The organism is Streptomyces sp. NPDC086989 (genome assembly GCF_044745505.1).
Classification (GTDB): domain Bacteria; phylum Actinomycetota; class Actinomycetes; order Streptomycetales; family Streptomycetaceae; genus Streptomyces.
Map to the genome: position 1 here is coordinate 231038 of NZ_JBIVAL010000010.1, position 26586 is coordinate 257623.

At 74.0% G+C, this 26586-nt stretch carries 26 protein-coding genes and 6 tRNA genes; 20 read left to right on the forward strand and 12 right to left on the reverse strand.

Annotation, left to right across the window (positions count from 1 at the left end; translation table 11 throughout):
- Window positions 1-88: 88 nt before the first annotated feature.
- Both ACIPK4_RS25135 and ACIPK4_RS25140 read left to right on the forward strand, forming a co-directional pair.
- A complete protein-coding gene (locus ACIPK4_RS25135; RefSeq protein WP_402316288.1) occupies window positions 89-628 on the forward strand; it encodes an RNA polymerase sigma factor in 540 nt (179 codons plus the stop codon).
- 37 nt (window positions 629-665) lie between these two features.
- Window positions 666-1172 carry a GNAT family N-acetyltransferase gene (locus tag ACIPK4_RS25140; protein ID WP_054226132.1) on the forward strand — a complete coding sequence of 169 codons (507 nt, stop codon included), beginning with the start codon at window positions 666-668 and terminating at the stop codon, window positions 1170-1172.
- A gap of 55 nt (window positions 1173-1227) precedes the next feature.
- On the opposite strand, the gene ACIPK4_RS25145 is transcribed toward ACIPK4_RS25140, so the two are convergent.
- Together ACIPK4_RS25145 and ACIPK4_RS25150 are read right to left on the reverse strand one after the other, a co-directional pair.
- Complete coding sequence (locus ACIPK4_RS25145) at window positions 1228-1647, reverse strand: hypothetical protein (protein ID WP_402316085.1); 420 nt, start codon at window positions 1645-1647, stop codon at window positions 1228-1230.
- Window positions 1640-2008 (reverse strand): hypothetical protein, encoded by a 369-nt coding sequence (locus tag ACIPK4_RS25150; RefSeq protein ID WP_402316087.1) that lies wholly within the window; start codon window positions 2006-2008, stop codon window positions 1640-1642. Before ACIPK4_RS25150 ends, ACIPK4_RS25145 begins: the two co-directional genes overlap by 8 nt.
- A gap of 611 nt (window positions 2009-2619) precedes the next feature.
- On the opposite strand from ACIPK4_RS25150, the gene ACIPK4_RS25155 reads away from it, so the two are divergent.
- The 8 genes from ACIPK4_RS25155 to ACIPK4_RS25190 all read left to right on the forward strand — a co-directional run bounded on the left by ACIPK4_RS25155 (window position 2620) and on the right by ACIPK4_RS25190 (window position 13294).
- On the forward strand, window positions 2620-3666 hold the full coding sequence (locus ACIPK4_RS25155) for an ATP-binding cassette domain-containing protein (RefSeq protein WP_054226135.1): 1047 nt from the start codon (window positions 2620-2622) through the stop codon (window positions 3664-3666).
- Complete coding sequence (locus tag ACIPK4_RS25160; RefSeq protein WP_402316089.1) at window positions 3663-4331, forward strand: methionine ABC transporter permease; 669 nt, start codon at window positions 3663-3665, stop codon at window positions 4329-4331. The genes ACIPK4_RS25155 and ACIPK4_RS25160 overlap by 4 nt, the downstream gene beginning before the upstream one ends.
- Window positions 4332-4451: 120 nt before the next feature.
- Window positions 4452-5315 carry a MetQ/NlpA family ABC transporter substrate-binding protein gene (locus tag ACIPK4_RS25165; protein WP_402316091.1) on the forward strand — a complete coding sequence of 288 codons (864 nt, stop codon included), beginning with the start codon at window positions 4452-4454 and terminating at the stop codon, window positions 5313-5315.
- 154 nt (window positions 5316-5469) lie between these two features.
- Window positions 5470-6192, forward strand: coding sequence for a GNAT family N-acetyltransferase (locus ACIPK4_RS25170; protein WP_402316093.1), 723 nt, complete (start codon window positions 5470-5472; stop codon window positions 6190-6192).
- A gap of 79 nt (window positions 6193-6271) precedes the next feature.
- Complete coding sequence (gene cbiE, locus ACIPK4_RS25175) at window positions 6272-7486, forward strand: precorrin-6y C5,15-methyltransferase (decarboxylating) subunit CbiE (protein WP_376202633.1); 1215 nt, start codon at window positions 6272-6274, stop codon at window positions 7484-7486.
- Between the two features lie 288 nt (window positions 7487-7774).
- Window positions 7775-11011 (forward strand): nicotinate-nucleotide--dimethylbenzimidazole phosphoribosyltransferase, encoded by a 3237-nt coding sequence (gene cobT, locus ACIPK4_RS25180; RefSeq protein ID WP_402316096.1) that lies wholly within the window; start codon window positions 7775-7777, stop codon window positions 11009-11011.
- Window positions 11012-11172: 161 nt separating this feature from the next.
- Window positions 11173-12390 (forward strand): uroporphyrinogen-III C-methyltransferase, encoded by a 1218-nt coding sequence (gene cobA / locus ACIPK4_RS25185; protein ID WP_376205282.1) that lies wholly within the window; start codon window positions 11173-11175, stop codon window positions 12388-12390.
- Window positions 12391-12448: 58 nt separating this feature from the next.
- Window positions 12449-13294, forward strand: a complete 846-nt coding sequence (locus ACIPK4_RS25190) for an RNA methyltransferase (RefSeq protein WP_054223519.1) — start codon at window positions 12449-12451, stop codon at window positions 13292-13294.
- Here ACIPK4_RS25190 and ACIPK4_RS25195 read toward each other — a convergent pair.
- Window positions 13291-14541 carry a serine/threonine-protein kinase gene (locus tag ACIPK4_RS25195; RefSeq protein WP_402316098.1) on the reverse strand — a complete coding sequence of 417 codons (1251 nt, stop codon included), beginning with the start codon at window positions 14539-14541 and terminating at the stop codon, window positions 13291-13293. The genes ACIPK4_RS25190 and ACIPK4_RS25195 overlap by 4 nt on opposite strands.
- 558 nt (window positions 14542-15099) lie before the next feature.
- On the opposite strand from ACIPK4_RS25195, the gene ACIPK4_RS25200 reads away from it, so the two are divergent.
- The 3 genes from ACIPK4_RS25200 to ACIPK4_RS25210 all read left to right on the forward strand — a co-directional run bounded on the left by ACIPK4_RS25200 (window position 15100) and on the right by ACIPK4_RS25210 (window position 17026).
- The gene (locus tag ACIPK4_RS25200; protein WP_030157329.1) at window positions 15100-15285 is read left to right on the forward strand and encodes a hypothetical protein; all 186 of its coding nucleotides are present in this window, start codon (window positions 15100-15102) and stop codon (window positions 15283-15285) included.
- 200 nt (window positions 15286-15485) lie between these two features.
- Window positions 15486-16652, forward strand: a complete 1167-nt coding sequence (locus tag ACIPK4_RS25205; RefSeq protein WP_402316100.1) for a phosphotransferase family protein — start codon at window positions 15486-15488, stop codon at window positions 16650-16652.
- Window positions 16653-16717: 65 nt separating this feature from the next.
- Window positions 16718-17026: a zf-TFIIB domain-containing protein gene (locus ACIPK4_RS25210; protein WP_402316102.1), complete on the forward strand. Its 309-nt coding sequence runs from the start codon at window positions 16718-16720 to the stop codon at window positions 17024-17026.
- 125 nt (window positions 17027-17151) lie between these two features.
- Here the strand turns inward: ACIPK4_RS25210 and ACIPK4_RS25215 are convergent.
- The 5 genes from ACIPK4_RS25215 to ACIPK4_RS25235 all read right to left on the reverse strand — a co-directional run bounded on the left by ACIPK4_RS25215 (window position 17152) and on the right by ACIPK4_RS25235 (window position 17616).
- Window positions 17152-17226: transfer RNA gene (locus tag ACIPK4_RS25215), tRNA-Val, on the reverse strand.
- A 39-nt stretch (window positions 17227-17265) separates the two neighbouring features.
- Window positions 17266-17337 (reverse strand) — tRNA-Val (locus tag ACIPK4_RS25220).
- Between the two features lie 19 nt (window positions 17338-17356).
- Window positions 17357-17428 (reverse strand) — tRNA-Val (locus ACIPK4_RS25225).
- Between the two features lies 1 nt (window position 17429).
- Window positions 17430-17503 (reverse strand) — tRNA-Cys (locus ACIPK4_RS25230).
- Between the two features lie 40 nt (window positions 17504-17543).
- Window positions 17544-17616 (reverse strand) — tRNA-Gly (locus ACIPK4_RS25235).
- 180 nt (window positions 17617-17796) lie between these two features.
- Here ACIPK4_RS25235 and ACIPK4_RS25240 point away from each other — a divergent pair.
- From ACIPK4_RS25240 to ACIPK4_RS25250, 3 genes are all read left to right on the forward strand, one after another.
- Entirely contained in the window at window positions 17797-18852 is a 1056-nt protein-coding gene (locus ACIPK4_RS25240; protein WP_402316104.1) for a chorismate-binding protein, read from the forward strand.
- A 16-nt stretch (window positions 18853-18868) separates the two neighbouring features.
- Window positions 18869-19690: an aminotransferase class IV gene (locus ACIPK4_RS25245; protein WP_402316106.1), complete on the forward strand. Its 822-nt coding sequence runs from the start codon at window positions 18869-18871 to the stop codon at window positions 19688-19690.
- Window positions 19691-19767: 77 nt separating this feature from the next.
- Window positions 19768-20592 (forward strand): GNAT family N-acetyltransferase, encoded by an 825-nt coding sequence (locus tag ACIPK4_RS25250; RefSeq protein WP_402316109.1) that lies wholly within the window; start codon window positions 19768-19770, stop codon window positions 20590-20592.
- Window positions 20593-20622: 30 nt separating this feature from the next.
- Here the strand turns inward: ACIPK4_RS25250 and ACIPK4_RS25255 are convergent, their stop codons facing one another.
- Window positions 20623-21132: a DsbA family protein gene (locus tag ACIPK4_RS25255; RefSeq protein WP_402316112.1), complete on the reverse strand. Its 510-nt coding sequence runs from the start codon at window positions 21130-21132 to the stop codon at window positions 20623-20625.
- Window positions 21133-21312: 180 nt separating this feature from the next.
- On the opposite strand from ACIPK4_RS25255, the gene ACIPK4_RS25260 reads away from it, so the two are divergent.
- Together ACIPK4_RS25260 and ACIPK4_RS25265 are read left to right on the forward strand one after the other, a co-directional pair.
- Window positions 21313-21771, forward strand: coding sequence for a hypothetical protein (locus tag ACIPK4_RS25260; RefSeq protein WP_402316115.1), 459 nt, complete (start codon window positions 21313-21315; stop codon window positions 21769-21771).
- A 109-nt stretch (window positions 21772-21880) separates the two neighbouring features.
- Window positions 21881-22060, forward strand: a complete 180-nt coding sequence (locus ACIPK4_RS25265) for a hypothetical protein (protein WP_082410120.1) — start codon at window positions 21881-21883, stop codon at window positions 22058-22060.
- On the opposite strand, the gene ACIPK4_RS25270 is transcribed toward ACIPK4_RS25265, so the two are convergent.
- Together ACIPK4_RS25270 and ACIPK4_RS25275 are read right to left on the reverse strand one after the other, a co-directional pair.
- Window positions 22001-22621, reverse strand: a complete 621-nt coding sequence (locus tag ACIPK4_RS25270; RefSeq protein WP_054220667.1) for a CGNR zinc finger domain-containing protein — start codon at window positions 22619-22621, stop codon at window positions 22001-22003. The two genes, ACIPK4_RS25265 and ACIPK4_RS25270, sit on opposite strands and share 60 nt — an antisense overlap.
- A gap of 265 nt (window positions 22622-22886) precedes the next feature.
- Window positions 22887-23300: an SsgA family sporulation/cell division regulator gene (locus ACIPK4_RS25275; RefSeq protein ID WP_030011909.1), complete on the reverse strand. Its 414-nt coding sequence runs from the start codon at window positions 23298-23300 to the stop codon at window positions 22887-22889.
- A gap of 177 nt (window positions 23301-23477) precedes the next feature.
- Between ACIPK4_RS25275 and ACIPK4_RS25280 the strand changes: the two genes are divergently transcribed.
- Window positions 23478-23936, forward strand: a complete 459-nt coding sequence (locus ACIPK4_RS25280; protein WP_402316119.1) for a TIGR02611 family protein — start codon at window positions 23478-23480, stop codon at window positions 23934-23936.
- 57 nt (window positions 23937-23993) lie between these two features.
- Window positions 23994-24065 (forward strand) — tRNA-Val (locus ACIPK4_RS25285).
- A gap of 65 nt (window positions 24066-24130) precedes the next feature.
- Here ACIPK4_RS25285 and ACIPK4_RS25290 read toward each other — a convergent pair.
- Window positions 24131-26479: an SCO7613 C-terminal domain-containing membrane protein gene (locus tag ACIPK4_RS25290; RefSeq protein ID WP_402316121.1), complete on the reverse strand. Its 2349-nt coding sequence runs from the start codon at window positions 26477-26479 to the stop codon at window positions 24131-24133.
- Between the last annotated feature and the right edge of the window lie 107 nt (window positions 26480-26586).

Genomic DNA, 26586 nt, shown 5'->3' on the forward strand with positions numbered 1-26586 from the left:
CCCGTCAACAGATAAGCGGAATATCACGTACGAGTGGGCTGTGCCGGGCAGGGAAACCGCCGGGCACGGCCCGCGCGTCCCGCCCGGCATGGACCTGCTGAAGGACTCCGACCTCCTGAACGAACTGGGCCCGCTGCTCTCCGCCGAGGCGGCCGCGGAGGCCCCGGGCACCGGAGTGGAGGCCGCCGACCTGGAACAAGCCGTCTGGGTCAGGCTGCTGGAACACGACCCCGCCCCCGCCGAGCCGGCACGCTGGCTGCGCCGGGCCGTGCGCGCGGAGGCCCGGCTCGCCCGCCGCCGCGCCCGCCGCGAGATCCCGTACGGCCACCGCCATCACGTCGAGGACGGATCCCGGCCCGGGCGCGCGGGCGCCGGACCCGAAGACGCCCTGCTGCACGGGGAGGAGAACCGGGCCCTCCGATCGGCCGTCGCCCGATTGCCGGGACGGTGCCCGGAGCTGATGAGGGCACTTCTTTCGCCCAGGGACCTCACCTACCGTGAAATCGCAGGAGAGTTGGGTATCTCACAAGGAAGTTTGGGGCCCGTGCGTTCCCGATGCCTGGGATGTCTGCGCAGAATGCTCGCGTCAGAGGTTGCGGCTCCTCGCCTTCGGGGAAGGGAGCGGTAGACCAACGGGCTACCAGGTGAGCGGGAGGCATGCGCACATGGGCATGAGCGTGACCATTTCGGCGGCAGCTGCCGGGGACACAGAGCAGATCCTCAAACTGCAGTACCTGGCGTTCCAGCGCGAGGCCGAGCTGTACGGCAACTACCTCATCCAGCCGCTCACCCAGACCCTCGACTCCCTCAAGGCCGAGCTGGAGTCGGACACGGTGCTCGTGGCCCGGCTCGGCGACGAAGTGGTCGGCACCGTGCGCGGCAGCGTCGACGAGGACGGCACCGGCAAGATCGCCAAGCTCTGCGTCCACCCGCGCCTGCAGGGGCACGGGCTCGGCGCCCGGCTGCTGCGCGCCGTCGAGGAGGCCCTCGCCGGCCACGGCGAGACCACCCGCTTCCGGCTGCACACCGGCCACAAGAGCGAGTCCAACCTGCGCCTCTACCGCAAGGCCGGCTACGTACAGGTCGGCGGCCGCACCGCTTCCGACGGCGTACGCCTGGTGATCCTGGAGAAGGAGGCCACCGACGCGGCCGACTTCGCCGTCAGTGCCTGAAGCCTGCGCGTGAAGCCTGCGCGTGAAGCCTGCGCGTGTGGCCCTGCCCTGACGCTCAGCGCCTGGCGCGCAGCCAGAGCATCCCGGTGACCGGCAGGATCACCGGGATGAACAGGTAGCCCATCCCGAAGTCCGACCACACGGTGGCGTCCGGGAAGGCCTCCGGGCGCACCAGCGTCCAGGTGCCCACGGCCAGTACGCCGGCCAGCTCGGCGGCGCAGCAGATCCGCGCCGCCCTGCGGGCCGTCTCCCCGCCGCGCACCAGCGAGTACGTGATGAAGGCATAGACCAGGGCCGCCGCGGCGGACAGCGCGTACGCCAGCGGCGCCCGGTCGAACTCGGTGGAGATCTGGTAGACCGAGCGCGACAGTGCGCCCACCACCATCACCCCGTACAGCCAGACCAGCAGCAGCCCCGGCCCGGAGACCAGCCGCCTGCGTTCCCCCGGCGTGGGGGTGGTCGTCGTGTCAGGCACCGGGGGTCCCCCAGATGTCGTAGAGGCGCACTTCCAGCACGGCGAGGACGACCGCACCCGCGGCCACCGTCACCGAGCCCCACTTGGTGCGCTCGGTCAAAGAGAGCAGTCCGGCGGCCGGGACGGCGGCGAAGGCGCCGATCAGGTAGGCCACGAAGATCACCGAACCCTCGTCGGCCTTCTCGCCCCGGCCCAGCTGCACCAGCCCGATCACCAGCTGGGCCAGCGCGAGCACGCTCACCACGGTCATGCCGATGAAGTGCCAGTCCTTGGTCGGCTGGTCCCGCCAGGCGGCGAATGCGCACCAGGCGGCGAGGGCGAGTGCGGTCGCGCCGAGGGCGGCCGTCAGGGCGTCGAACATGCAGCGAGGGTATTACGGGCCGAAAGGCCCGATGCCCTCACCCCTGGCCCCGGGTCCCGCCGCGGCGGGCGGCGCCCCGGCGCGCCGTCCGCCGGGCCGTGGTCTTGACCACAGCCCGCCCCGCCGCGAGGGGCCCCCGCGGCCCCGGCCGCACCGGCCCCTCGCGGCGGTGTCCGTGCAGGTCAGCCAGGGCCGGGCCGTGATGTCGGCGGGCGTCCCGGTGTGACCGGGGCTGTCCGGTATGCGGCCGGAATCCGTCCGCTATGCGGACAGTTTTGATCGGTGAAGGGATACGTCTGCTTTACTTGGGCCCATGACCACGACGAGCAGCCGCACCCTTGCGACCGAGGCGACCACGACGCCCGGTGCTCGTTGTATGTGTCGAATGTGCGCCTTCTGAGGGCCCCTCTCCTGAGTCTCGCGCCCCGAAGCGAGACCGGCCGAGCCCGTCCGCCCCACCGCTGCACAGCAGTACGGACCGGATCGCTCCCTGCCCCGCGCATGCGTGAGAACCGCCGATAAATCCCGGTTCGCCCCGTATCGCGTCCCCAGATGTTTGCCCCGTGCCCGGCAGCCCGCTGCGCCGCGCACTCGACAGCGACGGAAATCCTGTGATCACCACATCGGGCCTCACGAAGGTCTACCAGTCCCGTGGCCGCGAGGTCACCGCCCTGGACGGCGTCGATCTGCACGTCCGCGAGGGCGAGGTCTACGGAGTCATCGGCCAGAGCGGCGCCGGAAAGTCCTCCCTGATCCGCTGCGTGAACCTGCTGGAGCGCCCCACCACCGGCACGGTCACCGTCGACGGCGTCGACCTCACCGCGCTGGCCGGCCGCGGCCGCCGCGCCGGCAAGGAACTCCGCGAGGCCCGCAGCCGCATCGGCATGGTCTTCCAGCACTTCAACCTGCTGTCCTCGCGCACCGTCCAGGGCAACGTCGAACTGCCCCTGGAGATCCTCGGCGTCTCCGGCCGCGAGCGCTCCCGCAAGGCCCTCGAACTCCTCGACCTCGTCGGTCTCGCCGACAAGGCCAAGGCCTACCCCGGACAGCTCTCCGGCGGCCAGAAGCAGCGCGTCGGCATCGCCCGCGCCCTGGCCGGCGACCCCAAGGTGCTCCTCTCCGACGAGGCCACCAGCGCCCTGGACCCCGAGACCACCCGCTCGATCCTCCAGCTGCTGCGCGACCTCAACCAGCAGCTCGGCCTGACCGTCCTGCTCATCACCCACGAGATGGACGTCGTCAAGACCGTCTGCGACTCGGCCGCCCTCATGAAGCAGGGCCGGATCATCGAGTCCGGCACCGTCGCCGAACTGCTCGCCACCCCCGGCTCCGAGCTCGCCGGCGAACTCTTCCCCGTCAGCGGCGCCGCCACCGGCCCCGACCGCACGGTCATCGACGTCACCTTCCACGGCGACGCCGCGACCCAGCCGGTCATCTCCCAGCTGTCGCGGACGTACAACATCGACATCTCGATCCTCGGCGCCGCGATGGACACCGTCGCGGGACGCCAGATCGGCCGCATGCGCATCGAGCTGCCGGGCCGCTACGAGGACAACGTCGTGCCGGTGGGCTTCCTGCGCGAGCAGGGCCTCCAGGTCGACGTCGTCGACGAGATCGACAACGAGCTGGCCGAACTGGTCAAGGACGGTGCCCGATGACCTGGTCCGAGATGCAGCCCCTGCTCACCCAGGGCACGTACGACACCCTCTACATGGTGCTGTGGTCCACGCTGGTGACCGTTCTCGGCGGACTGCCCCTCGGCATCCTCCTCGTCCTCACCGACAAGGGCGGCCTGCTGCAGAACCGGCCGCTCAACAAGGTCCTCGGCGTGATCGTGAACATAGGCCGCTCATTGCCGTTCATCATCCTGCTGATCGCCCTGATCCCGGTCACGACCGCCGTCGTCGGCACCTTCATCGGCCCCACCGCCATGATCGTCCCGCTCGCCATCGGCGCCATCCCCTTCTTCGCCCGCCTCGTCGAGACGGCCGTCCGCGAGGTGGACCACGGCCTGATCGAGGCCGTCGAGTCGATGGGCGGCGGGGTCCCCACCCTGGTCGGCAAGGTGCTCCTCCCGCAGGCCCTGCCCTCCCTGGTCGCCGCCGTCACCACCACCCTGATCACGCTGATCGGCTACTCCGCCATGGCCGGCGCGGTCGGCGGCGAAGGCCTCGGCTCCAAGGCCATCACCTACGGCTTCCAGCGCTTCGAGACCGGCTTCATGCTCGCCACCGTCGTGGTCCTGATCGCCGTCGTCACGGTGATCCAGCTGATCGGCGACGGCGCGGTACGCCTCCTCGCCCGCCGCGGCCGGACCACCTGAGGCCCGCGGGCCCCACCGGATTTCCCCACCCCAGAAAGCCCGCACTTGTCGTGCTTGGGCCACCACCCGCAAGAACCGCGCACGACCTGCGCACTTGCACCGCAATGAAAGGCACTCTTCGTGCGTAAGAACATCAAGGTCACCGCCTTCGCCGCCGCCTCCGCCGCGCTCGCCCTCGGCCTCACCGCCTGCGGCAGCTCCTCGGACCCGTCCTCCACCAAGGCCGACGGCGGCAAGGCCGACGAGAGCAAGCCCCTCGTCATCGCGGCCTCCCCGAGCCCGCACGCCGACGTCCTCAACTTCGTGAAGGACAAGCTCGCGGCCAAGGAGGGCCTCAAGCTGGAGGTGAAGGAGTTCACGGACTACGTGCTCCCCAACACCGCCACCGAGCAGGGCCAGGTCGACGGCAACTACTTCCAGCACAAGCCGTACCTCGACGACTTCAACAAGAAGAACGGCACCCACATCGTGCCCGTCGTGAACGTGCACCTGGAGCCCCTCGGCCTCTACTCCAAGAAGGTCAAGGCCCTCACCGACCTCAAGGCCGGCCAGACCGTCGCCGTCCCCAACGACACCACCAACGAGGGCCGCGCGCTCCAGCTGCTCGCCGCGAACAACCTGATCACCCTCAAGGAAGGCGTCGGCACCAGCGCCAAGCTGTCGGACATCACCGACAAGAAGGGCCTGGAGTTCAAGGAGCTGGAGGCCGCCACGGTCCCGCGCGCCCTGAACGACGTGGACGCCGCGGTCATCAACGGCAACTACGCCCTGGAGGCCAAGCTCTCGCCCGCCAAGGACGCGCTCGTCCTGGAGAAGGCCGAGGGCAACCCGTACGCCAACTTCCTCGCGGTGAAGGCCGGCCACGAGAAGGACCCGCGGATCGAGAAGCTCGCCAAGCTCCTGAACTCCGACGAGGTCAAGAAGTTCATCGAGGACAAGTACCAGGGCTCGATCGTCCCGGCCTTCGGCACCCCGCAGGCCTGATCCCCATCCCGCTGTCCGGCCCCGTACCGCCCGCCGGGCGTACGGGGCCGAACGCTGCCCGCTTCCGGGCAACCCGGCCGCCACATCCCCCCGTCGATGCTGCATGCTGTGCCTACGGCCCGCACAAAGGTCCAGCAACGGCATGGAGCTGCGCATGACTACCACCTTCCCGGACGTCACCATCAGCACGGACCGGCTGGTGCTGCGCCCCTTCGACGGGGAGGACGTCACCGCGCTCGCCGAGATGATGAACGACGAGCACGTCACCGCCTGGACCTCCGCACCGCACCCCTACACCCACGCCGACGCCCACGCCTGGGCCACCCGGCACTCCCACGCGGAGCGCACCGAGGGCAGGGGCATCGTCTTCGCCGTCGCCGAGTTCCTCACCCAGCGCCTCGTCGGCATCGTGCACCTCCGCAACACCAACTGGCGCACCCTCAGCACCGAGGTCGGCTACGTCACCGCCCCCTGGGCCCGCGGCGAGGGCTACGCCAGCGAGTCCGTGCTCGCCGTCGCCCAATGGCTCTTCCGTGACCAGGGCTTCGAACGCCTCGAACTGCGCACCGCCGCCGACAACACCGCCTCCCAGCAAGTGGCCCAGAAGATCGGCTGCATCAGCGAGGGCGTCCTGCGCAACGCGTGGCTGGTACGGACCCAGAACCCCGACGGCTCCTGGGCGGACACCCGCACCGACCTCATCGTCTGGAGCCTCCTCCCCGAGGACATGGAGGACATGGAGGACATGGGCGACGCGGACGGCTACAACGGCCACGACGCGTACGGCCGGGACGGCTACGGCCGGGACGGCTACGGATACGGCCGCGGAGCACAGGCGGGCGCCGGTGGCTACGCCGTCGGCGCCGACTGGAGCTGACCCGATGACCAGGTAGTCTCACCGTGCCCGCCCCCGCCGGCGAAGCTCCGCCCGCCCCCACACCAGGAGACTGACGACGATGGCCGACCGGGTCACGGTGATCGGCTGGGACGGCTCGCCCCTGACCGCGGCCGCCCGGTCCGCGCTCTCCGCCGCCACCCTCGTGGCCGGCGCCGGACACCACCTCGCACTCCCCGAGGTCCCGCCCACCGCCGAACGCATCCGCCTGGGCAGCCTCGGCCTCGCCGCCCGCCGCATCGCCGGCCACCGCGGCACCGCCGTCGTCTTCGCCGACGGCGACCCCGGCTTCTTCGGCGCCGTACGCACCCTGCGCGCCCCGGAGCACGGCCTGGAGGTCGAGGTCGTCCCCGCCGTGTCCTCCGTCGCCGCCGCCTTCGCCCGCGCCGGCATGCCCTGGGACGACGCCCAGGTCGTCGTCGCCCACCCCCGCACGCTGCGCCGCGCCGTCAACGTCTGCCGCGCCCACCCCAAGGTCGCCGTCCTCACCTCGCCCGGCGCCGGCCCCGCCGAACTCGCCCTGCTGCTCGGGGGGGTCCACCGCACCTTCGTCATCTGCGAGGAGCTCGGCACCGCCCGAGAACAGGTGAGCGTCCTGACCTCCGACCGGGTCGCCGACCACAGCTGGCGCGACCCCAACGTCGTGATCGTCATCGGCGGACAGGCCTCCGCCGCCACCCCCTCCGCAGCCGCCGAACCGGCATGGCTCCTCGGTCAGACCCCCGCCCAGAGCGGCCCCCGTGGCTGGGCCCGCCCCGCGCCCGGCACCGGTGAGGGGGAGTCGGCGCAGCTGCGCGCAGCCCAGCTCGCCCGGCTCGGCCCGCGCACCGGCGACCTCGTCTGGGACATCGGCACCGGCTCCGGAGCCCTCGCCGTGGAAGCCGCCGCGTTCGGCGCGGCCGTCATCGCCGTCGACGCCGACCCACGGGCCTGCGAGCGGGCAACCGCCGCCGCCCGCGAGCGGGGCGTACAGCTCCAAGTCGTCGCGGGCCGCGCGCCGCACGTGCTGGAGGACCTCCCCGAACCCGACGTCGTCCGCGTCGGCGGCGGGGGAGCCGAGGTGGCCCGGGCGGTCGCCGACCGCCGCCCCGAACGGATCGTCAGCCACGCCTCCACTCGCGACGAGGCGGAGGCGATCGGACGTGCGCTCACCGAGGGCGGCTACACCGTCGAGTGCGCGCTCCTCCAGTCGGTGGGCCTGGACACCCGTACGTGGGGTGAACAGGACCGTTCCGTCGTCTTCCTCCTGGCAGCCGAACGCCCCGTGAACCGCTGACGCGGAGGCCGGGGTAGGCTGGCCGATCGTCGTACCGACCTGGCCGTGCTGCCCCGGTTTGACCTGGGGTGACGGCACCGCGAGACGCGCGACGTGGCGCAGTCCACAGCGGACCGTGGCGGTAATGGCCGCCATGGTCGCGAACGGGCGCGACAATGCTTACGGGTTGTCGCGCGGGGTGTGCGGAGACGGACACGCCGCCCGGCAGCCCCGCACGGCAAAGCCGCCCGGCGGCCTCGTGGGGGGCCGGGCGATCGAAGAGGCAAAACCGATGGGCGAGGGGTACGCATGACTGACACCGGCCAGGTACCGGGCGAGGGTCTCCCGGACAATGCGGGCATGGTGGATCAGCAGGGCATTCCCGCTCCGGTCCAGCATCCGGCGCCCGTCCAGGGCGGCTACGCCTTCCAGGACCTCGTGGACGACCCGGCCGAGCCGGAGGACGAGGAACTGCTGCTGATGCCGAGCGGCCAGGGCGCGTGGAGCGACCCGCAGGTCGTCCCGCCGGCGCCGGCCTTCCCCGTCGAGACCTCCTACGGCGACGCGCCCTACGCCGAGTACCCCGAGGCGCCGGCCGCCTACGCCGAGCCCGCCCACCCCGGATTCCCCGACGCCGCCTACGCCGACTCCTCGTACAGCGCCGGCGCGCACGAGGCCGGCGGCCGCGACTCCGGCGCGCTCGACCTCGGCGGCCTCGTGGTCCCCCCGCCCGCGGCCGCCCCGGTGGCCGCGCCCGCCGCCCCGGCCGCGGCCCCGCGCCGCCCCCTGCACATGGGCCCGCCCGTGCCCGAGGCCACCGGCGGCGTCGTACGCTCCCTCGCCGACCGGGGCCCGGCCGCCGCTCCGGCGGCGCCGGTCATGCCCGTCGCGGCCGCGGTGAGCGCGCCCGTGGCCCCGGCGGCTGCCGCGGCGCCGGCCGCCGAGGCGCCGGTTCCGGTCCAGGTGGCCGGACCGCCGACCCTCGGTCCCGAGTACCTGGACGTCCCGAGTCCCGAGGCCGCCGCCGCGTCGGCCGCGCAGCAGCCCGGCGGGATCCCGCCGCAGGCCGGTGCGCCGTGGCCCGCGGAGCCGGTGCCCGTGGCCGCTCCCGAGCCGGTGGTCGCCCCCGAGCCCGTGGCGGCCCCGCAGCCCGTGGCCGCCTCCGAGCCCGTCGCGGTCCCCGGGGCACCGGTGGGCGCCGAAGCCCCCGCCGCCCCGCAGGTCCCGCAGCCGGAGCCCGCCCCGGAGCCGGTCGCGGCACCGGTCGCGGAGCCGGAGCCGGCCGCCGTGGTGGAGCCCGAGCCCGCCGTCCCCGCCGCCCCGGAGCCGGTCGTGGCCGACGCCGTGCCCGTCGAGGCCGTGCCCGTCGAGGCCCCGGCGGTGGAAGCGCCCGTGGTCGCCGCCGGGCCCGACCCCGTCGCGGAGGCCGTGGCGGTGCAGGCCGCGGCCGCCGAGCCGCAGCCCGAGGCCGCGCCCGCGGACGCGGCGGTCCAGGCCCCCGAGACCCCCGAAGCGCCCGCCGCGGCGGAGCCCGCCGCCGTGGCCGTGGAGCAGGCCGCCCCCGAGGCCCCCGCGGCCCCGGTCGCCCCGGAACCCGCACCGGAAGCGGCGGAACCCGTCGCCGACGCCGTGATCGTCCGTCCCGAGGCCGAGGCCGCGCCCCTGCCGGCGACCGAGCCCGAGGCCGCGCCCGTCGCCGCTCCGGTGGCCGACGAGGTGGCCGTCGAGACGCCCGGGCAGGCGCCCGAGCCCGCCGCCGAGGCCGCTCCCGAACCCGAGGCCGCCTCCGAGCCCGTCCCGGAGCCCTCCCCGGGCGAGGCGGCCCCCGCGTACGCCGACGCCGAGCGCGAGGCCGTCCTGCGCGTCATGCGCGAGCGCCGCGACATCCGCAACGGCTTCCGCACCGACCCCATCCCGCACGAGGTGCTGCTCCGCGTCCTGGAGGCCGCGCACCACGCGCCCAGCGTGGGCCACTCCCAGCCCTGGGACTTCGTCGTCATCCGCTCGGCGGAGACCCGCCGGACGATGCACGAGCTCGCCCAGCGCCAGCGCGAGGCCTACGCGAAGTCGCTGCCCAAGGGGCGGGCGAAGCAGTTCAAGGAACTCAAGATCGAGGCCATCCTCGACACCCCGGTGAACATCGTGGTCACCGCCGATCCCACCCGCGGCGGCCGCCACACCCTCGGCCGGCACACCCAGCCGCAGATGGCCCCGTACTCCTCGGCCCTCGCGGTCGAGAACCTCTGGCTCGCCGCCCGCGCCGAGGGCCTCGGCGTCGGCTGGGTCAGCTTCTTCGACGAGCGCGAGATGGTCCGCGAGCTCGGCCTGCCGGAACACCTCGAAGTCGTCGCCTACCTGTGCGTCGGCTACGTCGACGAGTTCCCCGAGGAGCCCGAGCTGGCCCAGGCCGGCTGGTCGAAGCGCCGGCCGCTGGCGTGGGTCGTGCACGAGGAGACGTACGGGCGCCGCGCGCTGCCCGGCGAGGAGCCGCACGACCTGCTCTCGGAGACGGTCGCCAGCATCCGCCCGCTCGACGCGAAGGCGCTGGGCGAGGCGTGGGAGCGCCAGAAGCGCATGACCAAGCCCGCCGGGGCGCTGGGCATGCTCGAAATCATCTCCGCCCAGCTCAGCGGTCTCTCCCGGGTCTGCCCGCCGCCGATCCCCGAGCCGGCCGCAGTCGCGATCTTCGCCGGCGACCACGGCGTGCACGCCCAGGGCGTCACCCCGTGGCCCCAGGAGGTCACCACGCAGATGGTCGCCAACTTCCTGGGCGGCGGAGCGGTCTGCAACGCGTTCGCCAACCAGGTGGGCGCGGAGGTCTGCGTCATCGACGTCGGCGTCGCGGGCGAGCTCCCGGCCACCCCGGGCCTGCTCCCGCGCAAGGTCCGCCCCGGCACGGCCGACCTCTCCACCGGCCCGGCGATGACCCGCGAAGAGGCCGTCGCCGCCATCGAGGTGGGCATCGAGACGGCCCGCGACCTGGTCGCCGCGGGGAACAAGGCCCTCCTCACCGGCGAGATGGGCATCGCCAACACGACGGTCTCCGCGGCCCTCATCTCGGTCTTCACCGGGGTCGACCCGGCGGAGGTCACCGGCCGCGGCACCGGCATCAACGACGAGACGCACGCCCGCAAGGTCGAGGTCGTGCGCCGCGCGCTGGAGCTGCACCAGCCGGATCCGGCCGACCCGGTCGGCGTCCTCGCGGCCATCGGCGGCCTGGAGCACGCGGCGATCGTCGGCCTCCTGCTGGGCGGGGCCTCGCTCCGTACACCGGTCATCCTGGACGGCGTCAGCGCGGGCGCGGCGGCCCTGGTCGCCCGCGCCATCGCCCCCGAATCGCTGTCGGCGTGCATCGCCGGCCACCGCAGTGCGGAGCCGGGACACGTCGCGGCCCTGAACAAGCTCGGCCTGCGACCGCTCGTGGACCTCGACCTGCGCCTGGGCGAGGGCACGGGCGCCCTGCTGGCCCTCCCGCTGGTCCAGAGCGCGGCCCGCGCGATGCACGAGGTCGCCACCTTCGACTCCGCCGGAGTCACCGAGAAGTGAGCCGGAGGCGGGGACGGGGGCGGCCGTCGCTCGGCGGCCGCCCCTGACCCTCCCCACCGCGTCGTATCGTTGACCCGGACAGCGAAACCGCACGTCAGTAGCAGACAAGCCGCTCCAGCGCAGCAGCGGCAAGGACCCGCCGCACCAGGAGCCCACCCGCCATGGCACACCCGGCACACCCCGCCTACCCCGTAGGACTCCGCCTCGCCGGCCGCCGCGTCGTCGTCATCGGCGGCGGTCAGGTCGCCCAGCGCCGGCTGCCCGCGCTCGTCGCGGCCGGCGCCGACGTCCTGCTGATCTCGCCGTCCGCGACGCCCTCCGTGGACGCCATGGCGGAGACGGGCGAGATCCGCTGGGAGCGCCGCCGCTACCAGGACGGCGACCTGGACGGTGCCTGGTACGCGCTGATCGCCACCCGGGACCGGGCCGCCAACGACGCCGCCTCCGCCGAGGCCGAGGCCCGCCGGGTCTGGTGCGTGCGCGCCGACGACGCCGATGCGGCCACCGCGTGGACGCCGGCCACCGGGCGCGTCGAGGGCGTGACCGTCGCCGTCCTCAGCGGCAACGACCCGCGCCGTTCCGCCGCCGTGCGCGACGCCGTCGTGGAGGGGCTGCGTGACGGCTCCCTGACGGCCGCCCGCCCGCACACCCCCGGCGTCGCCCTCGTCGGCGGCGGTCCCGGCGACCCCGACCTGATCACCGTCCGCGGGCGCCGTCTCCTCGCCGAGGCCGACGTGGTCATCGCCGACCGGCTCGGCCCGCGCGACCTGCTCGACGAACTCCCGCCGCACGTCGAGGTCATCGACGCCGCGAAGATCCCGTACGGCCGCTACATGGCCCAGGAGGCCATCAACAACGCCCTGATCGAGCACGCGAAGGCCGGGAAGGCCGTCGTCCGTCTCAAGGGCGGCGACCCCTACGTCTTCGGCCGCGGCATGGAGGAGCTCCACGCCCTCGCCGAGGCGGGCATCGCCTGCACCGTCGTACCCGGCATCTCCAGCTCCATCTCGGTGCCGAGCGCCGCCGGCATCCCGGTCACCCACCGCGGTGTGGCGCACGAGTTCACCGTGGTCAGCGGCCACGTCGGCCCGGACGACCCGCGTTCCCTGGTGGACTGGGCCGCCCTCGCACGGCTCACCGGCACCCTGGTGATCCTGATGGGCGTCGACAAGATCGGCCTGATCGCCGAGGCCCTGGTCCGGCACGGCCGCTCCGCGGACACCCCGGTCGCGGTCGTCCAGGAGGGCACCACCGCCACCCAGCGCCGGGTGGACGCCACCCTCGCGACCGTCGGCGAGACCGTACGGGCGGAGGAGATCCGTCCGCCCGCGGTCATCGTGATCGGCGAGGTCGTCAACGCGGGCACCCCCGCCGCCTGAAACACCCGCGCCCGGCACGGCCGTTGGCACCACACCCCGGACAAGGCAGTATCACCCTGTGGCTGATCTCATCACCGTCGAAGACCCCGACGACCCGCGCCTGCGCGACTACACGGGCCTGACCGACGTCGAACTCCGGCGCCGGCGCGAGCCCGAGGAGGGCCTCTTCATCGCCGAGGGCGAGAAGGTCATCAGACGCGCCAAGGACGCCGGGTACGAGATGCGCTCGATGCTGCTCTCCGCGAAGTGGGTCGACGTCATGCGCGACGTCATCGACGAGCTCCCGGCCCCGGTCTACGCCGTCACCCCGGAGCTCGCCGAACGCGTCACCGGCTACCACGTGCACCGCGGCGCCCTCGCCTCCATGCAGCGCAAGCCGCTGCCCGCGGCCGCCGAACTGCTCGCGGGGGAGGGGACCGGGCACCGGATCGCCGTCTTCGAGGGCTTCGTCGACCACGCCAACCTGGGCGCCGCGTTCCGCAGTGCCGCCGCCCTCGGCATCAGCGCGATACTGCTCTCCCCGGACTGCGCGGACCCGCTCTACCGGCGCGCCATCAAGGTCTCGATGGGGTCCGTCTTCTCGGTCCCGTACGCACGCCTGGACCAGTGGCCCGCCGACCTGGAGAAGGTCCGCGAGGCGGGCTACCGGATCCTGGCGATGACGCCGAGCGAGAAGGCCACACCGCTGGACCAGGTCCCGCCGGAGCGCTTCGAACGCTCCGCGATCATGCTCGGCTCCGAGGGGCACGGCCTGTCCACGTACGCGCTGCGCGCCGCCGACGAGTGGGTGCGGATCCCGATGGCCGAGGGGATCGACTCCCTGAACGTGGCCGCGGCCTCGGCGGTGGCCTTCTACGCCACCCGCCCGCCCCGCAGCCCGCTCCCGGACCTTCCGGAGATCTAGATCTTCTGGGCGGCCGCGATGCCCAGTGCGACGATCAGCGTCACCACGACGAACACGATCAGCCGCTGCCGCATCAGCCGGGGGTCCGGCCGGGAGGGGCGGCGCCCCGCCCCCGTCGTACGCGGGGCCTGGCGGCCGCCGGTACGTCCCGCCGTCGGCCGGGAGGACGGGCCGCCCGGGTTCCGCGAGGACGAAGGGCGGGCGTGCGGACCGCTGTGCGGGCCCTTGCCCGCCCCGGCCTGGCCGCCGTGCCCGTGACCGCCGTGGCCGTGACCCTGGTCCGGTGCGTGGGGCGTGGGCGTGCCGCCCGTACGGCGCTCCGTGCGCTGGTCCGCGTACGCGTCGGCCCGCTCCGCCGGCCGCCCGGCGGGCCGCTCGACCCGCGCCCGCTGGGCCGGCGGGCGGCCGTCGGACAGCCCCTGCGCCTCGCGGGCCGCGATCTCCTTCAGCCGCATCGACAGCTGGAGCGTGCTGGGCCGCTCCTCGGGGTCCTTGGCCAGGCAGGCCTGTACGAGCGGCGCCAGCGCGTCCGGGACACCGACCAGATGCGGCTCCTCGTGCACCACCCGGTACAGCATGACCTCGGAACTGCCGTGCCCGAAGGGCGAGTCGGCGGTCGCCGCGTAGGCCAGGGTGGCTCCCAGCGCGAAGACGTCCGTGGCCGGGGTGACCGCGGCCCCCCGCACCTGCTCGGGAGCGAGGAAGCCGGGGGAGCCGACGGCCGTACCCACATGGGTGAGAGTGCTCGCCCCGGTCGCCCATGCGATCCCGAAGTCGATGATCCGCGGGCCCTTGGGGGACAGAAGAATGTTCGAGGGCTTGAGATCGCGGTGGACGACCCCCGCCTCGTGCACGGCGACCAGCCCCTCGGAGAGCGCGGCGCCGATCGCGGCGATCTGCGCGGCCGTGAGGGGGCCCTCCTCGGCCACCTTGTCGTGCAGGGACGGGCCGGGCACGTACTGCGTGGCGAACCACGGGCGCTCCGCCTCCAGGTCCGCGGCCACGAGGCGCGCGGTGCACCCGCCGCGGATCCGCCGGGCGGCGGACACCTCGCGCGCGAAGCGCGAGCGGAACTCCTGGTCCTCGGCCAGATCCGGCCGGATCACCTTCAGCGCGACACGCTGTCCGCGCCGGTCCGATCCCAGGTAGACCACGCCCATACCGCCGGCACCGAGCCGTCGGTGCAGCCTGAATGAGCCGACGACACGCGGGTCCTCGCGCCGGAGCCGCATCATCGCCATGTCCACCCCGCTGCCCGGTCGTCCTGTTGACGTGCCACAGCTTACGGACCATCCGCCACGAGCGCTCAGAGGCCGCGCCCTCGCCGGAGGATTCGATCGTCAGTGCGGCACAACCCACTTGAGGGTTCCTCACCCGCACGGACCCCTGCCCGCAAGGCACTTGTCGGTTCGGCCAAAAGGCCCTCGGCTCAAGGGGATTGGGGCGCCTGCGCGGGTGGTGCGCCGGGCACGCGGAGGGCGGGGGCGCGTGCGCCGGGCGGGCGCGCGGGGTGGATCTTGTGCGTACCCCGTCGGCCGACACGCATGCGCGGGGGGTGACGGAAGTGAGCGAACTCACTACCCTCCGGTCATCCCCTCCGGGAAGACCCCCAGGACGGGTGAGCGGTCTCCACCCAGGGGAGTACGTGCGGGGTGGTCCCGTCATCCTCCCGGAGGCCTGCCAAGCGGTACGAGGGCAGGACGCCAGGGGCCCTGCGCACACCTAGTGTTGAAGACAAGCGGCGGGTGGCGCACTCGTCCCCCGAGGTCACGAGCCCGCCGCTGCCAACCGACAGGGAGAGGGTCATGGCGGACATCACGCGGCACGGACGCAAGGCATTCGCGTTCAACGGCCATGAGTCCGGCACCCGCCATCCACTGGTGGCCGCGGCCATGGTGCTCCCCCTGGCCGCCCTCCTGCTCTTCCTCTTCGGAGGATTCGACCAGGTGGCGGCACAGGCGTCGTCCGTGGGCGTGATGCTGGGGCGCTGAGCGGCGCCCCGGGCCCGGGAGAGCGGCCCGGGCCGGGACATCGGCCTGTCGAACCCCGTGGGGACGGGGGCGCGACGGACGGCAGGAGAAGGGTGTTGCCCGTCCGACTGGGGAGTCGGACGGGCAACACCCTTTTTCATGCCGTCCCGCAGCTGCGTAACCTGCTCCCGAGACGCCAGTGAGGGGAGCCGCGGAGCCCGATGAACCAGGAGCCACTGCCCGCCGCCCTCGCGGCGTACGCCGGCGCGGGGCGGCACGACACCCCGTACGAGCTGCTCGCGGAGCGGGAGGACGGCACCGTCGTGCGCTGCGGCGACGTCGTCGCCAAGGCGCACGCCGGGGACAGCGACCGCGCGGGCCTCGCCGTGCGCATGCGCATCGCCGCGGACGAGGCGCTGGCCGGGGTGTTGCTGGCCCCACTGCGCCCCGAGGTCGGCTTCCTCGGCGGCCGCCCCGTGTCCCTCTGGCCGTACGGGGTCCCGGTCGACCCGGAGCGCCCCGGGGACGCCCCCTGGGAGGCGGCGGGGCGACTGCTGGCGGCCCTGCACCAGGTGCCGGTGCACCGGCTTCCGGGCCCGGTCCCGCCGATGCGCGGCCCCGCCAAACTGGCCCGCGCCCTGCGCCGGCTCGACCGGGCGACGGCACCTGACCGGGCGACGGCACCTGACCGGGCGACGGCACCTGACCGGGCCGGTGGTCGCGGCCCGACGGCCGGGGGAGCCGCCTCGGCGGCAGCTGCCTCCGCATCCGCATCCGCCGCCGCGTCCGCCACCGCCGATGGGGCCGCCCCGGCCGCCGGCGGGCCCGCCGGGGCCCGGGGCGCCGCGGGGACGACGCGTACCGGGCCCGCCCTCGTCCCCGGCCCCGCAGAGGGCCGCCCGGCCGGCGACCTCGTCCGGGCCGCCGCGCGGACCCTGCCCGCCTGGGTGCGGGGGGAGGCGCCGGCGCCCCGGGGTGGGGCGTTGTGCCACGGGGACCTGCACCTCGGGCAGTTGGTGCGGGGCCCCGGCCCCGACGGGGGCTGGCGGCTCATCGACGTCGACGACCTCGGCATCGGGACCCCCGCCTGGGATCTGGCCCGGCCCGCCGCCTGGTACGCCGCCGGCCTGCTCGACACCGGCACCTGGGTCACCTTCCTCGACTCCTATCGCGCCGACGGCGGGCCCGCGGCCGGGCCGCCCGGCTCCGACCCCTGGCCGGAACTGGACCTCGCGGCCCGGGCCCTGACCGTGCAGACCGCGGCCCTCGCCCTGGCCAAATCGGTGGAAAACCACCGCCGACTCGACGACGTGGAACGGCTGATGGTGGAATCCTGTGCCCGAATTGCGTCCCTCCCGCCCGACTTGGAGGCGCACGCTCCGTCGTAGGGTGAGCTTCACGCCACCGGGCACGCGTCCGGTGGCGAAGCAGACGGCGAGGAGTTGATCCGGTCATGCAGTGTCCGAAGTGTCACGCGATGATGCACACCTACAACCGCAACGGCGTCCAGATCGAGCAGTGCAGCGGCTGCCGCGGCATCTTCCTGGACTACGGCGAGCTGGAGGCGCTGACCCGCATGGAGTCCCAGTACACCGCCGGACAGTACGGCCAGGTCCCGCCGCCGGCGGCGCCCCCGGCCCCGTACCCGGTCCAGCACGCCGCCCCCGCGCCCGTCTGGGGCGCCCCGCACCACGGCGGCCACGGGCACGGTCACCACGGTCACCACAAGGGCGGCTTCGCCCGGATGCTCTTCTCTTCCTGAGGCGTCCCGGGGCCCCACCCGCCGGGGCCCCACCCGCCGGCGCCCCACCCGCCGCGGCCCAGCCCACGTCGCGGCGCCGTACAAACGCAGAAGCCCCGACCGTCGAGACGGCCGGGGCTTCCGGGTGGTGCGCGATACTGGGATTGAACCAGTGACCTCTTCCGTGTCAGGGAAGCGCTCTCCCGCTGAGCTAATCGCGCGGGACCGCGGTCGAAACCGCAGATGGTGCGTGTACTGCGTGCGCGATACTGGGATTGAACCAGTGACCTCTTCCGTGTCAGGGAAGCGCTCTCCCGCTGAGCTAATCGCGCGGGGATCCTTGCGGATCAGTGGACGATACTGGGATTGAACCAGTGACCTCTTCCGTGTCAGGGAAGCGCTCTCCCGCTGAGCTAATCGTCCTTGGAGGTGGAGACGGGATTTGAACCCGTGTAGACGGCTTTGCAGGCCGTTGCCTCGCCTCTCGGCCACTCCACCATGGAGCTGCAGGGGTTCTCGGGAAGATTCCCCCACTTCGAGCGGACGACGAGACTCGAACTCGCGACATCCACCTTGGCAAGGTGGTGCTCTACCAACTGAGCTACGTCCGCAGGTCACCGTGTTCGCTCCGGGGTTTTTCCCCTTCGCTCCCTGGCGACGTGTTGAACTCTAGCGGATTACCGGGCCAGCTCAAAAACGCGTTTCCGCAGCGTGCTGCCGCTCGATCACCACCGGTCACCCGGCGGTCACCTCACCGGCGCCGCGGCGTCACCGGTCATAGACTCGCAGCCGTGCACGACCTGCTCCCCCTGGCCCGCTTCGGCGGCCTCCTCGCGACCGACCTCCGAGACGTCACCAGCGACCCCAGCGCCCTCGACTCGACGGGCTTCTGGGCGGTGTCCGCAGACTTCGAGGGGCGGCTGGTCTGCGCCCGCTTCGGAGACGTACGCCCCGACCCCGTCCCGGCGCCCGTCGCCGGAGCCTGGCGCGGGCCCGCCGCCGACCGGTGGTCCTCCTCCCTGGACCGCGCCGCCTACACGTCCGGCGTACGGCGCATCCGCGAGCACATCGCAGCGGGCGAGGTCTACCAGGCCAACCTCTGCCGCGTGATGTCCGCACCGCTGCCCGACCCGGACCGCGCCGACGTCGACGCCCTCACGGCGCTGCTCGCGCGCGGCAACCCGGCCCCGTATGCAGGAACGATTCGTCTCCCGGCTCACGGCGTCGAGATCGCCACCGCGTCCCCCGAGCTGTACCTGCGCCGGACCGGCCGCCACGTGGAGTCCGGCCCCATCAAGGGCACGGGCCGCACCGCCGCCGACCTCCTGCCCAAGGACCACGCCGAGAACGTGATGATCGTGGACCTCGTGCGCAACGACCTCGGCCGGGTCTGCTCCACCGGCTCCGTTGCCGTCCCGGAGCTGTGCGCCGTCGAGGAGCACCCCGGGCTCGTCCACCTCGTCTCCACCGTCACCGGCGAACTCGCCGACGGGGCGGGCTGGCCCGAGCTGCTCGCCGCGACCTTCCCGCCCGGCTCCGTCACCGGCGCGCCCAAGTCCTCCGCCCTGCGGATCATCGAGGCCCTGGAGACCGCCCCCCGCGGCCCCTACTGCGGGGGCATCGGCTGGGTCGACGCCGACCGCGGCACCGCCGAGCTCGCCGTCGGCATCCGCACCTTCTGGATCGACCGCCAGGGCCCGGGCGGCGCGCGCCTGCTCTTCGGCACCGGCGCCGGCATCACCTGGGGCTCCGACCCCGAACGCGAATGGGCCGAGACCGAACTGAAGGCCGCCCGCCTGCTCCGGGTAGCGTCGGGAGCCCATGAGGTGACCGGTACCCCTGGGTGAACGGAGGGATCGTACGGTGAGGATCTGGCTCGACGGCGCGCTGCGGGACGCCGACAGCGCGCAGGTGTCCGTGTTCGACCACGGGCTGACCGTGGGCGACGGCGTGTTCGAGACGCTGAAGGCGGAGCGCGGTACGGCCTTCGCCCTCACCCGCCACGTGGACCGGCTGACCCGCTCGGCCCGGGGTCTCGGACTGCCCGACCCCGACGCGGACGAGGTGCGCCGGGCCTGCGCGGCCGTGCTGGAGGCCAACCCGGTGCCGCTCGGCCGGCTGCGCATCACGTACACCGGCGGGATCTCCCCGCTCGGTTCCGACCGCGGGGACAACGGGCCCACGCTGGTCGTGGCCGTCGGCGAGACCACCCGCAGGCCGGACACCACCGCCGTGATCACCGTCCCCTGGGTCCGCAACGAGCGCTCCGCCGTGGCCGGGCTGAAGACCACCTCGTACGCCGAGAACGTCGTCGCGCTGGCCGCCGCCGCCCGCGCCGGGGCCTCCGAGGCCCTGTTCGCCAACACCGTCGGGCGGCTCTGCGAGGGCACCGGCTCCAACGTCTTCGTGGTCCTCGACGGCGAGCTGCACACCCCGCCCGTGTCCTCCGGCTGCCTCGCCGGGATCACCCGTGCCCTGGTGGTGGAGTGGGCCGGGGCCAAGGAGACCGACCTGCCCTTCGAGGCGCTGGAGCAGGCCGAGGAGATCTTCCTGACCTCCACCCTGCGTGACGTGCAGGCCGTCCACCGGGTCGACGGGCGCACGACGGCGGGGGCTCCCGGGCCGGTCACGGCCGAGGCGATGCGGATCTTCGACGCGCACGCCGGAGCCGACCTGGACCCGTGAGGCGCGAGGGGGCCGGCAGCCGAACCGCCCGTTAAATGCCTGTCGCAGGGACCCGCGGGACGGGTAGAACTCGATCGATGACCACCACCCTGCGGCCGAGCGGGCCGCTTCAGCAGAGCACCGGGGGCGCGCGGTCGCGCCCGTACGAGATCCGCGTCAACAGCAGGCGCGTCGGCGCGCTGCTCGCCGCCTGCGACACGCCCTTCGGGCCGACCGTCGGCGAGATCCGCGACCTCACCGTCGACGAGCCGGACCGGCGGCGGGGGCGCGCCACGGTCGGGGCGCTCGCGGCCGAGGAGGTGCTGCGCGGCTGGGGCTGCCGCCGCGTGCGGGTCTCCGTACCCGTCGCGTCGGCGGGCGGACTGCGGATGGCGCAGGCGCTCGGGTACACCGAGTACAGCCGCAACATGGCCAAGGACCTCCCCGCGGAGCCGCCCGAGCTCCGCGAGGGGGTCGTCGGACGCCCCATGACGGAGGCCGAGTACGAGGTCTGGCTCGTCCGGGCGATCGACGGCTACGCAGAGGACTGGACCAGCCGCGGTCTGTCCGAGGAGGCGGCCCGGGCCAAGTCGGTGGCCGACCACGAACGCCAGCTGCCGCACGGACTGGCCACCGAGGGCGTCGCCCTCCTCGTCCTGGAGGCGGGGGGCGTCCCGGTGGGCCACGTGTGGGTGGCGCCGGTGGGGGAGGGCGCGTACGTCTTCGACGTCGCGGTCGCCGAGGAGCACCGCGGCCGGGGCCACGGCCGGGACCTGATGCTGCTCGCCGAACGCGCGGCCCTCGCCGGGGGCCACCGCGTCCTCGGACTCCACGTCTTCGCCGGCAACACCCCGGCCCTGCGGCTGTACGAATCCCTCGGCTACCGGACGACCGACGTCAACTACACCAAGGAACTCCTCTAGGGCTGTCCCTCGCCCGACGGAGCTCAGCCGTCAGGGCTGACCGGCGTCGGCGGCGAGGAGGCGGTCGGCGATCTCCTCGATGCGGGCGCGCAGGCCCTCCTGGCTCTTGCCGCCGTCGAGGCGTTCGCCGTCGATCACGTACGTCGGGGTGCCGGTCACGCCGATGGCCTTGCCCTCGGCCTGGTCGGCGTCGACGATCAGGATGTGCCGGCCGTCGATCAGTGCGGTGTCGAACTCCTCTGCGTCGAGCCCGAGTTCACGGGCCGCATCCAGCAGGACGGCCTCGCCGCGCTCGCCGAGCTCCGCGGTGCGGGCCAGGACGGCCTCCACGTACGGCCAACCCTGCCCCTGCTCGGCGGCCTCCTCGGCGGCCTGCGCCGCGGCGAAGGAGTGCTTGTGCTTCTCCAGCGGGAAGTGGCGCAGCCGGATGTCCAGGCGGTCGCCGTAGCGGGCCCGCAGGGCGCGTACGTCGTCCAGGGCGCGGTGGCAGTCCGGGCACTGGAGTTCGCACCAGACGTCGAGGATCACGGAATCGGTCATGCGACCAGTGTCCCAGCCGCGGGGCGCAGCCACCGAAACGCACCCCTGACCCATCCCCGGGGAGGAGGCGCGACCCCGAATTCTCCCCGAGACGGGCCCCGGATCCCCCGTGGACATGGCCCGTACGGCGCCGCCCGGTGCAGGATGGAAGGGACGGAACGCCCACCCCTGGAGGACCGCATGCTTGCCGAGACCATCTGTTCCGCGGTGTCCGCGGCGGGCCTGGGGATCGCCGCGGTGGCCGCGTACCGCAGGCGTTTCCTCACCGCCACACGGATCACGGCGTACGCGCTGGTGCCGGTCGCCCTGGTGCTGACGGGCCTCGTGGAGTGGGTGTCCGGGATCGTGTTCAACCCGGCCGTCTGGGCGGGCTTCGGGCTGCTCGGCCTGTCGTGGGTGCTGTTCATGACCACGCGGGCCGTCGAGCGGCGCGGCGTCGGCGCGGCGGAGAGGTCCGCGAAGCCGGCCGAGGCAGCCAAGGGCGGCCGGCGGCGGGAAGCCGTGGCCCCGGCCGCGTCCGCCCCCTCACTGGGCGCGGGCGCCCGTCCGCAGCCGGCCTCCCGGCCGGGCGCCGCGCCCGCCACTCCTGCGGATGACTTCTCCGACATCGAAGCGATTCTGAAGAAGCACGGCATCTGAGGTCCGGCCCGGCCTTCGCCGCGGGCCTGACAAGAAGGAGTGAACTCCCGCGCGGACGCTGGCGTGTTGAGGGGGCGATGCGGGTGCGCTGCGCCATCATCGCCCCGACATGCTCGACACATCGCAGGGTGAGCCGCCGGTTCGCGCGCCGGCCCCGGACCCCGCCCCCGTTGCCGAGGAGCCGCGAGGCTGCCTCTTCGCGCTCTCGCAGCCGCCCCTGATGATCTTCCTAGGGGTGATCGGCACCCTGCTGCTGCTGGCCGCCGTGCACGACCTCTTCCTGCTCTGACGGCCCCGCGTCGGCCTCCTTGCGCCGGGCCCGGTACGCCGCCACGTGCAGCCGGTTCCCGCAGGTCCGGCTGTCGCAGTAGCGCCGCGAGCGATTGCGGGACAGGTCCACGAAGGCCCGTCGGCAGTCGGGTGCCTCGCAGCGGCGCAGGCGTTCCTGTTCGCCGGAGACCACGATGAAGGCCAGCGCCATGCCGCCGTCGGCCGCGAGGTGGTCGCCCAGCGAGGCGCCCGGCGCGAAGTAGTGGACGTGCCAGTCGTAGCCGTCGTGGTCGGTCAGCTGCGGGGTGGTTCCCGCGGTCGCCACCAGCTCGTTGATCAGGCCGGCCGCGGTCCGCGGATTGGGTGCCCCGAAGACCTGGGCGAATTTGCCGCGGACGGTGCGCACCCCGGCGAGGTCGCGGGCGCCGAGCTCGCCGACGTCGCTGATCTCGTACTCGCGTACGAATTCACGCAGCGAGCCGATGTCCGCCAGACCGTCGGGCTGCTCCGCCTCGGCCGCGGTGTTCACCAGCGCGACGACGACGTCGAGCGCGCGACGGGTGTCGTGGGGAATCTGCACGGGGGTCGCTCCCTGGGGGCCGGGCCTGCGGCGACGGACCGGTGCCGCCGATGGGGGCCGACTCTAGCCGCCCCCGGGCGGTACCGGGAGGCACCCCTGTGGCGACTGCGTCACGCACGCCGGCGCCGTCCACGCGGACGGCTTCCGCGGGAACAGCGCCGGCACTGCCGTATGTGGTTTTTGTCCAGCCCGCACCGTCGCCCCGAGTCGGACGGTGCGGAGTGGCCCCCGGCGCAGGCCGGGAGGTGCTCCCTGAGGGCCTGGTTCAGCTTTCGGCCAGGATGTGGGAGAGCTCTTTGTCGAGGTCGAAGTGCCGGTGTTCGGTCCCGGGCGGAACCGCGGCATCCGTCCGCTTGAGGAACGACTCGAGTGCGCGGGCGGGTGCTTCGAGGAGTGCTTCTCCCTCCGGTGAGCTCAGGGCGATGCACACGACGCCCTGACCGTGGCTGCGGGACGGCCAGACGCGGACGTCTCCGGTTCCGGTGGGCCGGTGGAGGCCCTCAGCGAGGAGGTCTCGGGCGAATACCCACTCGACCGTCTCCTCGGCGCCGGTGTGGAAGGTGGCGTGCACGGCGTAGGGATCGGCCGTGTCATACCGCAGGCCCGCCGGGACAGGCAGTGAGGACTCGCTCGACACAACGAGGCGCAGGTGCAGCTCGCAGCTGACCGTGGTGTTCATAAGCGCCAGGGCCTTTCGCTCAGTGTGCGCTCGGGGATTCGCACGTCGGCGAAATCGACATGCCACCTACGGTGCCGTTGTAAACCCCTCTGACCGTTTTGCGGACCTCTGGGTCCCTCGGACGGCGGATCCAAAGCTCCATTCACGTGTGCTTCCGGCTCCGGTAGATTCGGTGCCATGAATACGGGGAGTGACCGAGGGACCCAAGAGTCCGCAGCAGAGTCCGCAGCCGACGGCACGACCGAGCACACCACGCAAGAGGCGCCGCACGTATCGAAGGCTCCCGCCTTCATCAAGTCGCGCCGCACCCTGCACCTCAGCTGGCAGGTGGGCGTCTTCATCGTCGGCCTCGCCGTCATCGGCGCCGGCGTCGCCATGCTCGTCCTGCCCGGCCCCGGCTGGGTCGCGATCTTCGCGGGCCTGGCGATCTGGGCCACCGAGTTCGCCTGGGCGTCGCTCGTGCTGCGCTGGACCAAGCGGAAGGTCACCGAGGCCGCGCAGAAGGCCCTGGACCCCAAGGTCCGCCGCCGCAACATCATCCTCACCAGCGTCGGGCTCGCGATCGCCGGCGCGCTGATCGGCTTCTACCTGTGGAAGTACGGCCTCACGATGCCCTGGCACCTCAAGGACCAGTGATGGTCGGGTGATGGTCGGGAACCACCGCTGACATGGGGTAATGTTTGCGGTGCGTCCGGGCGATTAGCTCAGTGGGAGAGCACTTCGTTCACACCGAAGGGGTCACTGGTTCGAACCCAGTATCGCCCACCCGGACCAAGGGCCCGGAGACTTCACCGTCTCCGGGCCCTTGGCGTTCCGGCCCGCCCCGGCCGTCACCCGAGCCGGCCGAGGGCCGCCCGCAGCCGCCGCGCGTCCCGCAGCCGCTTCTCGTACGTCGCCCCCACCACCAGGAGCAGCAGGCCCGCCACCGCCGGCGGCAGCCAGCGCGGCAGCGCGTCCACGACCTGGACCACGTACGGGGCCAGCTCGTGCACGGCCACCGCCGCCAGGGTGGCGCCCCCGAGCAGCAGCGGGGCCTGGAGCCGCCGGTGCGCGCCCAGCAGGGTCACCGCCAGCGCCGCGAGCCCCAGCAGCAGCGGCCGCAGCCAGTGCGCGTCGCCCCAGGCCGCGATCAGGCTCGGCAGCAGGGTCGCGCCCAGCCCCGGCCCGTACGCCGTCCACGACGAGGCCCCGGCGTCCCGGCGACGGCGCAGGAAGCCCACCGCGAGCGCCGGCGCCGTCACCGGCAGCGTGTAGGCCTCCGGCACCTCCACCCCCGACAGCGACAGCCGGAGCCACGTCGCCGCCACGAACAGGACGCCGGCCGCCCAGCCGAGCCCGCGCCGCTCCGCCCGCACCGCCGCGCCCGCGCAGACCACCCCGGCCAGCGCGCACACCAACGCCGCCAGGGCCGGCTCCCGGGCCGCCAGGAGCAGCGCCACCCCGCCGGCCACGGCCGCCGCGACCTCCGCCGCGAGCCGCACCCGGCCCAGCCGCGGCCCGGCCGCCGCCACCGCCGCCGGGACCGTCAGCAGCGGCAACGCCCACCAGGCCACCGCGAGCCCCCACAGCGCCCCCAGAGCCACCGCCACGGCCGCCGCGTAGCCGACGGCCAGCGCGGCCGCGCCGGACCTCAGGGGCCGGGCGGCGCGCCCGTACGCGGCCACCCCCGCACAGCCAGCACCCAGCAGCCCGAACACCGCGAACGTGGCCGTACGGCCGTCCAGCGCCGCCACCGACAGGTCCAGCGACCCCGCCGCCGCGCACACCGCGGCCGCGTACCCCGGGGCGCCCCCGATCCGCAGCGCCCACACCACGGTCGCCGCCGTCACCGCCAGCTGGGCCGCGAGCACCACCGCCACCGGCAGTCCCGACAGCAGCGGCGCCGAGAACAGCCCCGCCCAGCCGAGCACCACCGCGACCACGCCCGGCTCCGGCCGTGGCAGCACCCGCGCCAGCCACCCGGCGGCGCCCGCCGCGACCAGCAGCGTCACCGCGGCCGCCGGGCCCGCCCCGTACGTCTCGCGGGGCGGGGTCGTCGCCGCCCACACCTCGCCCAGCACCCGGGCCCGCAGCACCAGCGAGCCGAGCGCGACCGCCAGCGCCGACAGCGCCGCCAGCGCGGCCACCCCCGCCCCGGCCCGGACCAGGCCCCGGCGGACCGCCGCGGGGAGCGCGGTCGCCCGTACCGCCGCCAGCAGCGGCAGCGCCAGCAGCAGGAACACCACCACCGTCCACTCCCGCGGCAGCACCGGCCGGACCGGGCCGCCGAGCGCCGCCACCCCCGCAAGAGCGCCGACGACCGCGGCCGCCATCGCCGAAGGCTCACGCCAGGCCACCGCGACGCCCAGCGCCGCGCAGCCCGCGAGCAGCACGGCCGGACCCGCCGCCGCGGCCGCCGAACCGGCCGAGGCCGTCTCGGACAGACCCGTCAGCAGCGCCCCCGCCGCCAGAGCCGCCGCCGCGGCCGCCGCCGGGCCGGACACCGCAGTCCGGGCGCGGACCCCCGGCACCAGCAGCACGAGCCCCGCGTCCAGGGCCGCCGTCGCCAGCACCGCCCAGCCCAGGCCCACCGGACCCGCCGCCGAGGCCACCGCCGCCAGCGGCAGCGGGAGCTGGGCCGCCAGCACCGCCGCCGGCAGCGGGACCACCAGCCCCGGCAGTGCCCGGGCGTACCCCGCCCACAGCGCCGCCAGCACGGCCGCCGCCCCCGCCGCGTACGCGGTGGCGTCCACCCCCGTTGCGGACACCGCGTACACCGCGTACGCGTCCAGCACCGTCAGCAGCAGCCCCACCGCCGCCACCGACTCGGCCGTCGACCGCAGCCCGCGGCGCAGCAGCAGCGCCGGAGCGCCCAGCGCGGCCGCCGTCACCACGGCCAGCACCGCGCTGCGTCCGGCGATCCCCAAGGACCCCCAGCTGACCAGCGTGAACGCCAGCGCGGCCACCGCGAGCAGCACCGCGCCCAGCGTCAGCAGCACGTTCTGCGCACCCGGCGCAGAGGCCTCCTTCGGGCGTGCGGGCGCCCCCGGCCCCCAGGCGTGCGGTGCCGGCAGCCGCAGCAGCCAGTCCCGCCGGGCCAGCAAATACCGGCGCCGGGCGTCGAGTTGGGCCAGTTCCCGGTCGATGAGGGCCAGCTCATGGCCGGGCGGCAGCGGTGGGACGGGTGGTGGAGATGCCATGCTCCGGAGTGTGGTGCCCGTCACGCCGTCAGGACATGGGTGTGCGTACTCAGATCCTGCTGAGTACGCACGGGTGCGCACTGGTGGCCCGCACGGACGGGTGGATT

Excerpts from the sequence above, each read along its gene's own strand:
- ACIPK4_RS25290 (WP_402316121.1), bottom strand. The coding sequence starts at position 26,479 with ATGGCATCTCCACCACCCGTCCCACCGCTGCCGCCCGGCCATGAGCTG.
- ACIPK4_RS25210 (WP_402316102.1), top strand. The coding sequence starts at position 16,718 with ATGCAGTGTCCGAAGTGTCACGCGATGATGCACACCTACAACCGCAAC.
- ACIPK4_RS25205 (WP_402316100.1), top strand. The coding sequence starts at position 15,486 with ATGAACCAGGAGCCACTGCCCGCCGCCCTCGCGGCGTACGCCGGCGCG.
- ACIPK4_RS25170 (WP_402316093.1), top strand. The coding sequence starts at position 5,470 with ATGACTACCACCTTCCCGGACGTCACCATCAGCACGGACCGGCTGGTG.
- cobA (WP_376205282.1), top strand. The coding sequence starts at position 11,173 with ATGGCACACCCGGCACACCCCGCCTACCCCGTAGGACTCCGCCTCGCC.
- ACIPK4_RS25140 (WP_054226132.1), top strand. The coding sequence starts at position 666 with ATGGGCATGAGCGTGACCATTTCGGCGGCAGCTGCCGGGGACACAGAG.
- ACIPK4_RS25265 (WP_082410120.1), top strand. The coding sequence starts at position 21,881 with ATGCTCGACACATCGCAGGGTGAGCCGCCGGTTCGCGCGCCGGCCCCG.
- ACIPK4_RS25135 (WP_402316288.1), top strand. The coding sequence starts at position 89 with ATGGACCTGCTGAAGGACTCCGACCTCCTGAACGAACTGGGCCCGCTG.
- cbiE (WP_376202633.1), top strand. The coding sequence starts at position 6,272 with ATGGCCGACCGGGTCACGGTGATCGGCTGGGACGGCTCGCCCCTGACC.
- cobT (WP_402316096.1), top strand. The coding sequence starts at position 7,775 with ATGACTGACACCGGCCAGGTACCGGGCGAGGGTCTCCCGGACAATGCG.
- ACIPK4_RS25275 (WP_030011909.1), bottom strand. The coding sequence starts at position 23,300 with ATGAACACCACGGTCAGCTGCGAGCTGCACCTGCGCCTCGTTGTGTCG.
- ACIPK4_RS25160 (WP_402316089.1), top strand. The coding sequence starts at position 3,663 with ATGACCTGGTCCGAGATGCAGCCCCTGCTCACCCAGGGCACGTACGAC.
- ACIPK4_RS25150 (WP_402316087.1), bottom strand. The coding sequence starts at position 2,008 with ATGTTCGACGCCCTGACGGCCGCCCTCGGCGCGACCGCACTCGCCCTC.
- ACIPK4_RS25280 (WP_402316119.1), top strand. The coding sequence starts at position 23,478 with ATGAATACGGGGAGTGACCGAGGGACCCAAGAGTCCGCAGCAGAGTCC.
- ACIPK4_RS25200 (WP_030157329.1), top strand. The coding sequence starts at position 15,100 with ATGGCGGACATCACGCGGCACGGACGCAAGGCATTCGCGTTCAACGGC.
- ACIPK4_RS25255 (WP_402316112.1), bottom strand. The coding sequence starts at position 21,132 with ATGACCGATTCCGTGATCCTCGACGTCTGGTGCGAACTCCAGTGCCCG.
- ACIPK4_RS25250 (WP_402316109.1), top strand. The coding sequence starts at position 19,768 with ATGACCACCACCCTGCGGCCGAGCGGGCCGCTTCAGCAGAGCACCGGG.
- ACIPK4_RS25260 (WP_402316115.1), top strand. The coding sequence starts at position 21,313 with ATGCTTGCCGAGACCATCTGTTCCGCGGTGTCCGCGGCGGGCCTGGGG.